Source organism: Enterococcus sp. CR-Ec1, from assembly GCF_002850555.1.
In the GTDB taxonomy this organism is placed as follows: domain Bacteria; phylum Bacillota; class Bacilli; order Lactobacillales; family Enterococcaceae; genus Enterococcus_D; species Enterococcus_D entomosocium.
Window position 1 is genome coordinate 1,765,656 of record NZ_CP025223.1, and the last position, 13,112, is coordinate 1,778,767.

The 13,112-nt window shown below is 43.2% G+C and carries 13 protein-coding genes; 12 read left to right on the forward strand and 1 reads right to left on the reverse strand.

What is annotated here, in order from left to right:
• Nucleotides 1-2: 2 nt before the first annotated feature.
• From CXM95_RS08450 to CXM95_RS08480, 7 genes are read left to right on the forward strand one after another with little or no spacing between them, the layout of a single operon-like run.
• Nucleotides 3-584 (forward strand): Gp15 family bacteriophage protein, encoded by a 582-nt coding sequence (locus CXM95_RS08450; RefSeq protein WP_101699012.1) that lies wholly within the window; start codon nt 3-5, stop codon nt 582-584.
• The gene (locus tag CXM95_RS08455; protein ID WP_101699013.1) at nt 571-5,301 is read left to right on the forward strand and encodes a tape measure protein; all 4,731 of its coding nucleotides are present in this window, start codon (nt 571-573) and stop codon (nt 5,299-5,301) included. Before CXM95_RS08450 ends, CXM95_RS08455 begins: the two co-directional genes overlap by 14 nt.
• Nucleotides 5,298-6,056, forward strand: a complete 759-nt coding sequence (locus CXM95_RS08460; protein WP_101699014.1) for a phage tail protein — start codon at nt 5,298-5,300, stop codon at nt 6,054-6,056. Before CXM95_RS08455 ends, CXM95_RS08460 begins: the two co-directional genes overlap by 4 nt.
• A complete protein-coding gene (locus CXM95_RS08465; protein WP_101699015.1) occupies nt 6,053-9,238 on the forward strand; it encodes a phage tail spike protein in 3,186 nt (1,061 codons plus the stop codon). The genes CXM95_RS08460 and CXM95_RS08465 overlap by 4 nt, the downstream gene beginning before the upstream one ends.
• Nucleotides 9,235-9,672, forward strand: a complete 438-nt coding sequence (locus tag CXM95_RS08470) for a DUF1617 family protein (RefSeq protein ID WP_101699016.1) — start codon at nt 9,235-9,237, stop codon at nt 9,670-9,672. The genes CXM95_RS08465 and CXM95_RS08470 overlap by 4 nt, the downstream gene beginning before the upstream one ends.
• Complete coding sequence (locus tag CXM95_RS08475) at nt 9,659-9,880, forward strand: hypothetical protein (protein ID WP_101699017.1); 222 nt, start codon at nt 9,659-9,661, stop codon at nt 9,878-9,880. Before CXM95_RS08470 ends, CXM95_RS08475 begins: the two co-directional genes overlap by 14 nt.
• A gap of 13 nt (nt 9,881-9,893) precedes the next feature.
• A complete protein-coding gene (locus tag CXM95_RS08480; protein WP_101699018.1) occupies nt 9,894-11,324 on the forward strand; it encodes a BppU family phage baseplate upper protein in 1,431 nt (476 codons plus the stop codon).
• 102 nt (nt 11,325-11,426) lie between these two features.
• Here CXM95_RS08480 and CXM95_RS08485 read toward each other — a convergent pair whose 3' ends face one another.
• Nucleotides 11,427-11,696, reverse strand: a complete 270-nt coding sequence (locus CXM95_RS08485) for a hypothetical protein (protein WP_101699019.1) — start codon at nt 11,694-11,696, stop codon at nt 11,427-11,429.
• Between the two features lie 120 nt (nt 11,697-11,816).
• Between CXM95_RS08485 and CXM95_RS08490 the strand changes: the two genes are divergently transcribed.
• The 5 genes from CXM95_RS08490 to CXM95_RS08510 are packed head-to-tail and all read left to right on the forward strand — an operon-like array spanning nt 11,817 to nt 13,109.
• Nucleotides 11,817-12,131, forward strand: a complete 315-nt coding sequence (locus CXM95_RS08490; RefSeq protein ID WP_233499115.1) for a hypothetical protein — start codon at nt 11,817-11,819, stop codon at nt 12,129-12,131.
• The gene (locus CXM95_RS08495; protein WP_101699021.1) at nt 12,124-12,255 is read left to right on the forward strand and encodes an XkdX family protein; all 132 of its coding nucleotides are present in this window, start codon (nt 12,124-12,126) and stop codon (nt 12,253-12,255) included. Before CXM95_RS08490 ends, CXM95_RS08495 begins: the two co-directional genes overlap by 8 nt.
• A gap of 11 nt (nt 12,256-12,266) precedes the next feature.
• Nucleotides 12,267-12,473 (forward strand): hypothetical protein, encoded by a 207-nt coding sequence (locus CXM95_RS08500; protein ID WP_101699022.1) that lies wholly within the window; start codon nt 12,267-12,269, stop codon nt 12,471-12,473.
• Nucleotides 12,474-12,483: 10 nt separating this feature from the next.
• Nucleotides 12,484-12,822, forward strand: coding sequence for a phage holin family protein (locus tag CXM95_RS08505; protein ID WP_101699023.1), 339 nt, complete (start codon nt 12,484-12,486; stop codon nt 12,820-12,822).
• Nucleotides 12,823-12,857: 35 nt separating this feature from the next.
• On the forward strand, nt 12,858-13,109 hold the full coding sequence (locus tag CXM95_RS08510; RefSeq protein WP_101699024.1) for a hypothetical protein: 252 nt from the start codon (nt 12,858-12,860) through the stop codon (nt 13,107-13,109).
• The last annotated feature ends 3 nt before the right edge of the window (nt 13,110-13,112 follow it).

Genomic DNA, 13,112 nt, shown 5'->3' on the forward strand with positions numbered 1-13,112 from the left:
CAATGAAATTACAGTATCGATTAGAAGACACGGTGGAAATCGAAGGTGTAAGTTATCCGATCGATCTTTCTTTCGATACGGTACTTCGCCTTTTCGATTTATTAAAAGACCCGGTTCTATCGGAGTCAGAAAAAATACTTTTAGGCATCAATCTGTTGCTGGGTGTTTCCTTTTTATATGACATCGAAACGCAAAATACGATTTTTTTGTCGATCTTGGAGACTTTTGATATTTGGGAAAAGCCGAAACCACGATACGACAAGAAAGGCAAAAAATTAAAACCAAAAATGAAAGAGATCGCGGACCAGCATTTTTCTTTCGATTATGATGCGCCAAATATCTACGCAGCCTTTTACCAAGCTTACGGAATTGATTTGTTTGATCAGCGAGGAAAAATGAGGTGGGAGAAGTTTATTGCTTTGTTTGGTGGATTGCCGGATGAAACAAGATTCCGCCAAATCGTATCCATTCGGACGAAAAAAATGCCAACAGGAAAAGGGAACAATGAAGCAAAGGATGAGCTTCGGAAATTGAAGAAACTCTATGCACTACCGAAAGAAGGTGAAGAAGATGAGCAGAAGTGATGGCAAGGTAACGATCGACATTATTGTCAATGGGAAACAAGTCACGAAAGAAATCGACACAGTCGAACAAGGTTTTTCCCGACTAGGTAAAAATGCCGACGATGTGATGAAAAAAGTCGGTTCTGATATGGGAACAAACACCGAATCAGGTGCCAAGTCCGCTAATAAAGCGGTGGATTCGGTGGAAAAGACGGTTTCAGATCTAGGTAAGACGACTGAATCATCAACGTCCAAAGCAGGTAAATCAATCGGTGATAACTTTGATTCAGGATCAAAGGAAGCCAATCAAGCGACTGATAGTGTGGCCAAGACTGTCGCAGATCTTGCATCATCTGTCGAATCTTCTGCACCAATTATGGGGCGCAGCATTAGTGAAACTTTCTTAAGCGCTGCGAAAGATTCAGAAGCATCTACGTACAAGATCTCAAATGCGACAGGGGAAATGAGTGGAGCTGTTGAAGCCCATGCGACTCGAGCATCCAATTCAATAGCCAAAGGCTTCGAATCAGGTGCCAAAGATGCAAGCAACTCCACAGATGGAATCACTAAATCTGTATCGAATATGGTTGGTTCAGTAGAAATAGCCATGCCAGGTCTCGGTGGAGCAATCAGCGAGCCGTTTATTATCGGTTCGAAACATGCCACCGCATCAATGGATGCGATCAAACAATCCTCTGCTAAAATGGTGCCAGAAGTAAATCTGGCGGCAACAGCAGCTGGAAATAGCTTGTATCGACACCTAGAGGCTGCTGGGAAAGATGGCGCACGATCGATTGCAGATGCAGTTGCTATCATGAAAAAGGATCTGGGAGATCTCGGAGATAGTGCAGAACAGGTAGGAAATCAAACAGGCAATGCCTTTCATATTCCAGAACCGAAGGCGCAAAAACTAACCGGAACGATCGGACAATTAAGTGCCGCAATGTTAATCACGAAAGGTGCAACAGCAGCATTGTCTATGGCTAAAGGGTCATTGGACAGTGCTTTTGGTCGAATCGATACCTTGAATAACTTTGAAAACACGATGACACGCTTGACTGGAAGCTCAGAAGAAGCGGCTGAAGGGATGGAGGGTGTTCGTGATGCGGTAGTAGGAACGAACTACATGCTAGATAGTGCGGCTCAAACTGTCCAGAGACTGGTTATGCAGAATAAGGATCTTGAAAAATCCACAGAGAGTTACAAAATTTGGGGAGATGCCGTAGCTTTCTATGGTGATGGATCCGCCGATGCGATGGATAACGTCATGGATGCGATGATCCAGATGCGTGCCACTGGCACGGTCAACATGTCACAAATGGATCGGATGGTCCGACGTGGCGTTGATCCTTGGGAAATCTATGCAGATGCTACAGGTCGTAGTGTCGGCGAAGTTAGAGATGCCATGCGCGATGGCGAGATGGGAGCAAACGAGTTTTTCGATGCTGTGGAGCATGCGATGCGTGAAGGGGGTAACGAACTCGCTTCTGTTACCGGGATGGCCCAACAAGCAGGAGATACGTGGAAAGGCTCATTTGCGAACATGGCCACCGCCACTGCAAGGGGAACCGCAAGCATTATTCAATCTACTGATGAAGCATTTGGAGAAACTCGCTTTGGATCCATGAAAGAAAATGTCCAAGGATTTGGGAAAACCTTTGAAGGTGTGTTAAACGGTGTAGCAGGTGTTATTCCGCCAGTTGTTTCAGCAATCGATACGATGGTAGGCGGGGTTATTGACCTTAAAGAATCATCGGTTATCTTGGCACCAGCGATTATTGGGGTAACCACAGCAATCGCTGGTTATATGGTCATCAAGAAAGCAGAATTGTACACTCGTGGTTTTATTGCGTCAATCAAAACCTTAACAGGTGCTAAGACAGCTGCGGCTGCAGTGACTAAAACATTAACTGTTGCGGAGAAAACACATTTAAGTGAAACAGCCAAAACAAAGGCTCTTATGGCAGGGTCGGCAGCTGGAACCAAAGCTTATACATTGGCTACCGGAGCCCTTACTGCGGCGAAGATGGCGCTAAAAATGGTTATGAATCCGCTTGGAGGGACATTAACCTTGCTTGCTGGTGGGGCAGCGTGGTTAACCAAAAAATGGAATGATAATCGAAAAGCAGCCAAAGAATTGGCAAGTGAAATTGATGGTTTAGGTGATGAATTTGATGGCCTAAATGATGCAACGGAATCCAACGCAAAAGCATTTGAAGCACAAGGAAAAGTCATTGATTCCAATGCCGAACGAAACAAAGACTTAGCTGCAGAATTAGAGCGATTGACCGCAATAGAAGGCAAGTCAGCTGCTGAAAAGCAATTGATGGCTGATACCGTCGAAGAGTTAAATAGTTCAGTTGCTGGGTTGAATCTTGCCTATGATGAAGAATCTGGCCTTTTAAATGCCACAACCGAAGAAATTCAAAAACGCATTGAAGCCTCTAAAGGCATGGAAAAAGTCAATAGTCTGGTGGAACGTCAAAACCAATTGACACAAGAAGCCGCTGATTATGAGACTACCCTTAAGGAAGTTGCGAAAGAACGAGCGATGCTTGAATATGATGCTGCTGTATCAGGGGTCGATGGCAAGAAAGCTGTTCAGGAATCCCTAGCAGAATTGGATGCTAAAGAAGCAGAGGCTATGGGGAATCTCGAAGGCATTTATGCCGAAAAAGACCGACTTTCGGATGAAGAGCAAGCGAAAAGACAAGAAACATCTGAAGCTACCGCAGAAGCAAACGAAATGATGATCGTTTCTTATGCGAATTTGAGTGACAGTCAAAAGGCAGTAGTCGACGAGTTAAATAGTCAGCTAGATAGTTTTCAAAAGAAGAACGAGGATGTTTTCAAAGATGTCCCTGAAAAAGTAGAGTACGGCATGGGGCAGGCTAGGCAACATCTGAAAGATCACCTCACCTATCAAGCCGAACACGCCGACAATATGGAGAAATTGTGGGCTAGAGCCGGGGATGGTATGGATACAGGTTTGCTTGAGAAGATGGCAGAAGGCACACCGGAGATGCGCGCTTTAGCTGCAGACATGGTGAATGCTTCTGAAGAGGAAATGTCGAAATTATTAGAGGAATACGCCAAAATTGGTGAAAATGCACCGAAACAATTCGCCAAAACCCATGGTCTTGGGGAAGAAGATGTGCGACTCGCTTCAAGAGAGTTAGCCAATGTATCCGTGGGTACTCTTCGGGATGAGTTGGATAAAGCAGATTTGACCTCCGTCGGCAAAAAAATTCCTGAAGAAACTGCAGAAGGAATGGCTGAAGGTGAAGCCCAAGTTGCAGAAGCAGCAGAGAATATCGCACAAGTTCCGGGTCAAGTGATTGAAGAAACGATCGCTAATACCAATTACGCAGAAATTACAGATCCACTTGCCAAGGGGACATCAGACGGCATTTTGGCAGGGATCCAACCTGTAGGAGATGCATCGAAAGAGCTAGCTGAAACACCTGAGAAACTATTTGGTGAAGTGATCGATCAAGATGTTTTTGTCGCTCACGGTGAGACGCCGGGTAAAGGATACGTGGAAGGCATCGATCGAAGTAAGGAAGCAGTTCAGGCAAGTGCCGCCGAATTATCAGGTGTGCCACGAGAAGTCTTTGAAAAAGAAATGGATCCAGAAACGTTTAAAGGATTCGGCGTAAATATTGGAGAAGGTGCAGCTGGAGGGATAGATCAATCTGCACCGCAAGTTGAAAATGCCACGAAACAGATGGCTGAGTTGGCAAACAAAGCTTTCCGTAAGGAAAATGATATCAACTCACCGTCCGGTGTTTACCGAGAATATGGGGGTAACATTACGACCGGTCTTGCCCAAGGGATCGAGCAAAATAGCAGCGCACCTGAACGAGCGATCGTACAGTTGGCCAAGAAGCTCATGTCTTTATTAGATAAGGAATTAAATGCCAATCAGATGGGCAAACAAATCGGGCAGCCGATGGTAGAAGGAATCGCCCAAGGGATTGATCAGAATTCTTCCAAAGTCCTGGCATCGATTGCAAAAATGACAGATGAGATGATTAAAAAGTCCAAAAAGGCTGCAGAAGACGTAGTCAAGGAATTTGAAAAAATGGATCGTGATGTTGATCGAACCTTGCAGAACATGCCAAGAATTGCCGCAGCCACTATGCGTGAATCAAATCAAGCCTACCGTGAGGGGATGCGAGAGGCGAACGACACAATCCGTGAAGGTGCTCAACTCATGCCAGATCAGATGAGTCATTTGCCTGATCAGTTTTATCACATCGGACAAAACTCCATGATTGGGCTCAACAATGGCTTAATCGCAGGTCAAGCACAAGTATTGAATACTGCAGCTACGATTGCCAATCAAGTGGCTCAAACGATGCAGCGCGCCTTAGATATCAATTCACCATCGAAAGTGATGATGATGGATGTAGGACGTTGGATCCCTGCCGGAATAGGTGAAGGGATTGAACGATTCAAGCATTTTGCACTAGATGCCATTGAGGATTTAGGTGCGCAACTTGTCTTACCGAATATCCAAGCTGAATCGGTAGCCATTGCTGGTAATTCTGGTTTTGGGTTATCACTGCCAGCGGTTAAGAGTGAATCGAAAACCACCAACCAAACGATCCATAATACACCGCATATCGATATTCATTTTGATGAAATCACAATCAATGACAATCGTGATATTGCTGAAATATCGGAGCTTCTGGCGGAACACACGGCAGATGAAATAAGGAGGAGATTAGAGTGACAAGTGGAGAACCTTATTTTGAATTTAACGGCCATAAGTCGATCGACAAGAACCTCTATCTCCTGAATGAGATGGAGTTGACGATTCCTGAATCAGATCTTCGATTTGACGAGGTGGATGGTCGACAAGGCGCAATCATTTATGACAATGAGCGAGAAAAAGATATCATCAAAACATTTCCCATGGAACTTAGAAAAGAAGCAGGCAAGTCGCTTTTCCAACAAGTCAGAGAGATCACTCACTGGCTGAAGGAACCCAAGCGATATAGTCGGCTTCTTTTTTCTGAGGATCCGGAATACTTCTACGAGGGCATCTTTCACTCGCAAGTTCGTATTCTCGATCGATGGCGTGATCACTTTGACGTGGCCTTGCCTTTTCGATGCAAGCCAGTAATGTTTCGACTAGATGGCCAAACTGCAACTGCTCATGTGTCCGGGCGAACCTTGGAGAACCCCGAACCAATTGAATCATTGCCGGTGATCCAATTTAGATATAGCGGCACGGCTGATGCGACCTTGACCATCAATGGAAAGCAGTTCCGCATTTTAAGAGCTGCCGGAGCTGGGGTGATTACGATTGACAGCGAACTAGGCACCGCTTATCGGGATGGTATAGCCAATATATCCAATGCAATTCTAATGCAATCTGATGGCTATCATGTGCCACAGTTGCGAGCAGGTAATAATACTATTTCATTTACTACACAAATCACACAAATGATGATTACACCAAGATGGAGGTCGATAGCGATATGAGTGTGCCAATTCTTTACAATGAATCGAATAACGATTACAGCACGCTCGGTTTAGGTCTTTTGAATGAGGCAAGCAGCGTGTTGGCTGTAAGGCATAGAAATCAATTTCCATATCTTACCTTCAACTATCCGATCAACGGCCAGCTGTTTTCTCAGTTGAAGGAAGGCAAGAAAGTAGTAGTTGATGTAGGACCGGGTACTCGATCGAAGAGGCAACGATTTGAAATCACTAAGATTACTAAACCTCAACACGGCATTATTTCTATTAAATGTGATCATATTTCACTTTTAACTGAAAAAACAGCGTTAAATAAAGGACAGAAGCACTCCGCTATTTCAGCGCAAGAAGCGTTGAATCAGTGGCGTGCTCTTTTAGTTCCTCAACGTGATTTCAACGTATTCACAGATCTGACAACCGTCACTGCCATGGACTTTTCCGAAGTTGGCCATTTCGAAAGTGCCGCCGAAGCTTTGGGAGGAAAGGAAGGCTCTATTCTTCAAAAGTATAACGGTGGGTATATTTTTGATAACAACGAAATCCGCTTGATGCGAGAAGGTGGCAAGGAGACTGGAGTGGTCATTGCTTATGGCAAGAATCTAGTGGATCTCGTACAAGAGAAAACGATCGAGAGCACTTATACATCGATTCGGCCATATGCTCGAGCGAATGAAGAGGGGGCAAGTGAGTTAGTTCTTCCAGAAGTCATTTTAGATAGTTCCCATGTCGACAAGTTTCCGGAACGTCGGGTGCAGACGGTGGATCTAAGCAGTCGAAACCCTCAAACAGTCGCAGAACTTCGTCAGTTTGGTCAGTATTACATTTCAAGCAATCAGGTCGGGTTGCCTCGTGTGAATCTGAAAGTAAAGTTTGCGGATCTATACAGCGCAACTGGTGAAGAACAACATCGGCTGCTCGAGCAGTTGGAACTCTATGACACAGTCACCGTGGCTTTTAACAAGCTAGGTGTCAACGTCAATGCAAAGATCAATCAGACGGTTTGGAACGTGCTGTTAGATAAGTACGAATCGATTGAGATTGGCGACCCAAGAGCGACATTGGGGTCCAACCAAAAAGAACAGGATCGCGATCGTGAGGAACAGATCAATCGACCACCAGTGATTGGACCCGGAAACATAGCCAACGTTCGACCTGGCACGATTACAAATCTAGTCGCCTATGGCGGTTTTAGTCAAGTACTGCTTCATTGGGATATGCAGGGCCTGACGGTAAGGGAGTACGAGATTTATGGTTCGCAAGAAAAAGGCTTCGTTCCGGGTCCAAGTAATTTACTTGGAAAAACAAACGTCAACGCGTATAGCCACGGAACAGAAACAAAATTGCAATGGTACTACCGAGTAAGGGCGGTCAACCATCATGATGTTGCTGGTCCTTTTAGTGCGGAAGTGTTTGGCCAAACGGCAAATACCAAAGATCTCGACGAGCTAGAAGGCATCTTGGACGATTTAAACAATCGGATTCTTCCGGAATTAGATGAACGTCTGACAGAAAACGATCAGGCACTTTATGATCTGAAGCAAAACATTTTGCCGGATCTCGAAGGACGGCTGAAAGACCTCGAAGTTGAAATGGACATACTCACCACGGTAAAGTTACCGGGACTTGAGCAGAAATTACTTGATAACGAGCTTGCGTTGAATGAATTGAATAATGTTTCTCTGCCATTATTGGATGAGCGCTTGAAGTCAGCGGAACAAAACTTCCTTGATGCACAAAAACGAATCTATGATGCAATGGCAGATATTCGAGAAGTTGAGGATCTCCTTTCGGATTGGCAGTGGCAAGATACGGTGGAAATTGATGGCGGCAAAATTCGTGCCAACACGATCCAAGCGTTATCGATAATTGCTGGAAGTATCACAACTACTCAAATTCAAGCAGGAAGCATCGTTGGTAATGATTTGGCGGTAAATACAATCACAGCAAGAGAAATCAATGCTCAAACCATTACGGCTAATGAGATAGCCACAAATGCGATTATTACAAGGCATATTGCAACTAACGCAGTTACTGCCAATGAGATTGCGGCACGAACAATCACAGCGACGGAAATCGCAGCAGGAACGATCACAGGAACTCAGATTGCGGCGGATACGATTCGAGGAAGTCACATCTTTGCTGGAACAATTACAGCAACAGAAATCTCTTCCGGAGCGATCACTGCAGTGAAAATCGCTTCAAATGCTGTGACAACAGTGACGTTGGATGCTGAAGCTGTTACTGCAGCAAAAATTTCTGCTAACACTATTACAGCAGCGCAGATTGCAGCGAATACAATCACTGCAAATGAAATTCGTGCGCAGACGATCGTTGGAGACAGTATTGCCTCTAACGCTATTATTGCTCGTCATATTACTGCTAATTCAATTGTTGCTGGGAAAATAGCGAGTGGGGCTGTTACGACAGCTAAACTTGCAGCAGGCGCAGTCACCGCTACTACGATTGCAGCACGTGCTGTTTCTGCGGATAAGTTAGCTACGAATGCCATTCAAGTTGGGTTCAACTCAATGGGAAATAGCCTTAGATTGACTCCTACTTCGTTGGCATTTTGGCAAAGTTCGACTGTTCGATTTATGGAAATGACCGGTACGCGACTTGAATTTTATACAGGGCAAAGCACAGCAATTGGCGGTTTTGAACGTAGTAGCATTAGCGGACGAACCTGTGTTGCATATTTTGCAAGAAATGCTTATAGCCTTGTATTGGGGAGGATCACTAGCTCAACAGGATCTAGCGAGCAGCGAATACCTTTGATGGAGATTCGAGGGAATACTGCAGCAATTCAAATGCATGCCAACATAAATATGAATAATTGGAGCATCACCAATCAGTCAGATATTCGATTGAAAGAAAATATCGAACAAACCTCTGTTGAAGGAATCAAAGAAACGAAGCGGATTCGTATGGTTGATTTTGACTGGAAACGGAACTATCGTCCGATAGACAAGGAAAATCCCCCATCTACTGAACGTCAATTTGGCATGATTGCTCAAGAGGTGCCTTTCTTACAAGCAAAAGTTGATGGAGAAAACCATTATTTGTCTATCGACTTGAACAAGCAAGTGAATCTTAATACGAAGACAAATCAAGAGTTAATCGCCATCGTTGAAAAACAAGAAAAGCGTATTCAAAAATTAGAACGAGAAATGGAGAAAATCGCATGAAAATCACACTAAAGAATTATGAATTAGGGGCTGCTCTTTTATTTATCCAAAATATGGAACTTAAAGCTGCGGATAGTCGCCATCGTTCGAAGTTTAAAAAAGCTCTGATGGAAGCCGTTCAAGGACTGCAGGAGTCAGAGTTGGAATTGTATGATCTCTACGGAAGGAAAGATGATGAGGGACAATTGATTGTCAATGAAGAAAAAACTGGCTATGAAGTTAAACCGGAAAATCGCAATCAGTTCTACCAAGAAATGAATGTTCTTCTAGATGAAGAAATCGTGATCAAGAGTGGGCTATACGCTAGAAATTTCGAGAAGTTTGGAGAAGTGCTTGCCGATTACAATGGTGTGATTTCAGGAAAAGAAGCTGACATTTACGATCGACTAATGGATGAATTTGAAAAGGAGGAGAATCAAGATGTTAAAGACTAATACAAGTAGCACATTTACAGGACAGGTCATGATCGACGAAAAGATGGTTGTCTACCTCTCTGCATCGATTGATGGAGATCAAGACGTTTCAACCTCACCTAGTATCAGTATCCAAGATCCAGAATTGTACCAAAAGAACAAAAAAACTTGCCGTGAAGGAATTCAAGAATTTTTGAAAGAACTGTGGGCGTTAGAAGACAAAGCTTGAAGGGGGACGAACGATGGAAAATCTCTACGTAACCAGTGAGATCACGTTAAACAAAACGGCGGAAAAACGTTCTTCTCCAGTACCAACTAACACAGAGTTTTTCAGTTATGATCAGCGTGTTGCAAAAAAGACGATCAACTTTCAGTTTAAAGGAGAGCCGTTGGACCTATCAGAAGCCAATGTCATTCTGGGTTTTGATTTCGTGACTGCAGGTCAGTCAGTCATTTTTGAAAGTGCTGATGAATCAATCGTAATTGAAGATCCTACCGCCGGAAAAGTGAATGTGATGTTGCCAAATGACATCTATGCGTACTCTGGCTCAGTGATTATTTATGTCTTTGTCGAATTTTCCAACGGTCAATCATTGGACTATCCAGCATTTAGTACGGAGTTCCAAGAATCTTGGATTGATCAAGATCTGGAAGAAATGGCGCAGTTTTATGTGAAGCGATTCGAGGACCTACGAAACCTCGTTCTAGAACAAGCAGCGGGAATCGATCGTGATTTAACCGAGTTTGAGAACCGAATCAATCAAATTGAATCGGGCCTCGCTGCATTTGATATCGAGGCACTGGCAAAAGAAATCGAAGCAGAGATACGAACAACTGTCGAAGAACGGTTAAGTGATATTGAGAAACGGCTGGATGATGCTGATTTTGTTACTGAAGAAAGTGTGGATCAAACAGTAGGTAAATTTATGTTTGGCGAGCCTCTGATTCGGAACCCGTCAATTGATTATACTGGCAAAATCAGAGGAAGCTTTGTTGAAAATCTTCATAGAGCCTCGGGGAATCTGACTACATCAGTACCGAGTTCTTCGGTTGCAGGAACAGAAATCACGCAAGCCCAATACAATGCAATTGCACGTGATGATGAATCAGTTTCTGCTATCAGCAGCACTACATCTAATGGGCGTATGTATGTCTTATTTGCATGGGATATTTTAGAAGATATGAAGCGACGATTTCCGGAGTTGTTTGCTTTTTTCTCGCCACAAACGAGAGAAGAAGAGCTGCAGATCATTCAACGAGTAGTCACAAAAATCCAGTTCACGGCCTATGCTTTTATCAATTCGACGACCGCTCACCCGATTATCGGCTATAGAAGACCGCCGGCAAATACAAGTACTTCTTGGGAAGAAATGGCCACTCATGAGGCGACAACGCCAGAAGCGCTCTCTTTTCCTGTAGAACTTGTTATTAAGCGAGGGAATGAAACAACGAACGCTAGTTTAGGGAAAGCTGTTGTGTATTTAAGAGGACCGGATCGTCAAACTACAAGTCAGAACACGATACGAGTGCGTTATGCAAAAGTGGAGTATACGGTTGAATTTCGTCTGTCAGATCTCTATGTATCAAAAAGAATCGATCAGATGTCGAGCCCAACTATTGATATGTTTAATCAATTAGCCCAACGCGTCAACGAATTAGAAAAGAAAGGATGATTGAAGTGAATTAGACAAGATTGAAAATGAAAAAGCCTGGAAAGGAAAACCAATCCAGGCTAAAGAAACAGAGTTAAAAAACATTTACCGTTAAAAACAACGTTATTTACTCTCTTTCTCCATTTCCAAGAAACCTAGTTCTATAAAAATCTCTATCATGATTTCTATGGTAGCGAGAGATGTAGCTTTTGATTGTAACAAGATAGCGTTAGATAGTGCATCTGCCTCATAGTCGGTCCATGTTCTATCTGGGAACAAGATTCCAATCTGGTCCCAGATTGCATTCAAGGACTTATCAAACGTAGGATGTTGGATATCAACTATCTTTTTGTTAACTAAATCCAATATATCTTTAGTATCGACTGCCGCCATAAGTAACCCCCACTTTCAAAATTTCAGCATGCAATAACTGATAAAAAAAGTATAAAGTTTTTTATGACGAACAGAAAGAGAACAGTTAAATCTGTTAAAACAAGTAGGAGGATGATACAAATGGAAGAACACAAAGCAATTTATGATACAAGGGACTTACAAGATCTGCGAGCGCTATATACGCCGGAAGATAGAAAAGTGTTCCATCCCTATACGGAAGTCGCACCACCAATTGATCCGCACGTGGTGGTTATTGGTTTTGATTTTAATCGCCAAGGTTGGAATGTGGTAAGTGCTGCAACACCAGAAGAGGTTGAGGAGTTACAAGAAACAACTGATACATTGGGCAGACAAGTTGTACAGCTGACGTTACAAAACCTTCAACTGTCACAGCAAGTAAGAGAATTGACTCAAGGAGGGCAAGAACATGCTTAATTTTGAGACGATTCAAGATTGGTACAATCGTGGCTGGATGACAGAAGAGGATGTCAATCAGTTTCTGGCACTTGGTGCGATCACAGAGGAACAGGCAAATACTATTTTAGGAATTGACGGATAGGTAGGTGACTTATGGATGTATTGATTAAAAGCATTGCAGAGCATCCAGAACAAACAATCATGGGACTGCTTTTTTCTGGCTTACTTGTTTGGGTGATGTATCAAAATAATTCACGTGAGAAACGGTATCAGGATACGATCGAACGATTAACGAAGTCTCTTGGTGACATGGATCACATCAAATTATTATTGGACAAGATCAACGATAAAATTAAGTAGGAGGAAAGAAATGAGTATAACAGATTTTATTATGGATGAGGGGCTAGTAATGATCATTATTTTGTGGATCATGGGCTATTTCATCAAACACTTAGGAATTACTCGCACTGAGTGGATTCCTTTTTTGTTGTTAGGGATTAGTTTCGTATTTACTCCACTTTTTCTGGGAGGATACACGGCCGAACATCTCGTGCAAGCAGTTCTAGTGACTGGTGCTGCAGTATTAGGGCATCAATTTGTGATTCAGGGAGATCACTTGATTCACAGTGATGATCCACCAGATTATGGCGATGGTCAATCAGAAACAGAAAACACAATCTATGAGAATCAAGATCAGTCGAAGGGCTGATCTTTTTCTATACGAAAAATTAGGAGGGAAGAATTATGAGAAACAAAGAGCAGTTTATCAAAGATTTTGAGTTAGTAGCAACACCAGAAATTGTGAAGGAAGTAGATCCGGTAGAAGATGCGGCACACACTATGCACCATATCGGCGGCACCATTTATCAATTAATTGCGCCTTTCACCAAAGAAAATAAACTAGTTTCATTTAAGTTCGAGATCAAACAACGTGAAAAGACGGATGATCCAACTGAAAAAATCGATGATTTTTATTATGTAGGGATGGAGGAATAAGAA

Excerpts from the sequence above, each read along its gene's own strand:
- CXM95_RS08510 (WP_101699024.1), top strand. The coding sequence starts at position 12,858 with ATGAGAAACAAAGAGCAGTTTATCAAAGATTTTGAGTTAGTAGCAACA.
- CXM95_RS08475 (WP_101699017.1), top strand. The coding sequence starts at position 9,659 with ATGTTAAAGACTAATACAAGTAGCACATTTACAGGACAGGTCATGATC.
- CXM95_RS08505 (WP_101699023.1), top strand. The coding sequence starts at position 12,484 with ATGAGTATAACAGATTTTATTATGGATGAGGGGCTAGTAATGATCATT.
- CXM95_RS08485 (WP_101699019.1), bottom strand. The coding sequence starts at position 11,696 with ATGGCGGCAGTCGATACTAAAGATATATTGGATTTAGTTAACAAAAAG.
- CXM95_RS08465 (WP_101699015.1), top strand. The coding sequence starts at position 6,053 with ATGAGTGTGCCAATTCTTTACAATGAATCGAATAACGATTACAGCACG.
- CXM95_RS08455 (WP_101699013.1), top strand. The coding sequence starts at position 571 with ATGAGCAGAAGTGATGGCAAGGTAACGATCGACATTATTGTCAATGGG.
- CXM95_RS08470 (WP_101699016.1), top strand. The coding sequence starts at position 9,235 with ATGAAAATCACACTAAAGAATTATGAATTAGGGGCTGCTCTTTTATTT.
- CXM95_RS08450 (WP_101699012.1), top strand. The coding sequence starts at position 3 with ATGAAATTACAGTATCGATTAGAAGACACGGTGGAAATCGAAGGTGTA.
- CXM95_RS08500 (WP_101699022.1), top strand. The coding sequence starts at position 12,267 with ATGGATGTATTGATTAAAAGCATTGCAGAGCATCCAGAACAAACAATC.
- CXM95_RS08495 (WP_101699021.1), top strand. The coding sequence starts at position 12,124 with ATGCTTAATTTTGAGACGATTCAAGATTGGTACAATCGTGGCTGGATG.
- CXM95_RS08490 (WP_233499115.1), top strand. The coding sequence starts at position 11,817 with ATGGAAGAACACAAAGCAATTTATGATACAAGGGACTTACAAGATCTG.
- CXM95_RS08480 (WP_101699018.1), top strand. The coding sequence starts at position 9,894 with ATGGAAAATCTCTACGTAACCAGTGAGATCACGTTAAACAAAACGGCG.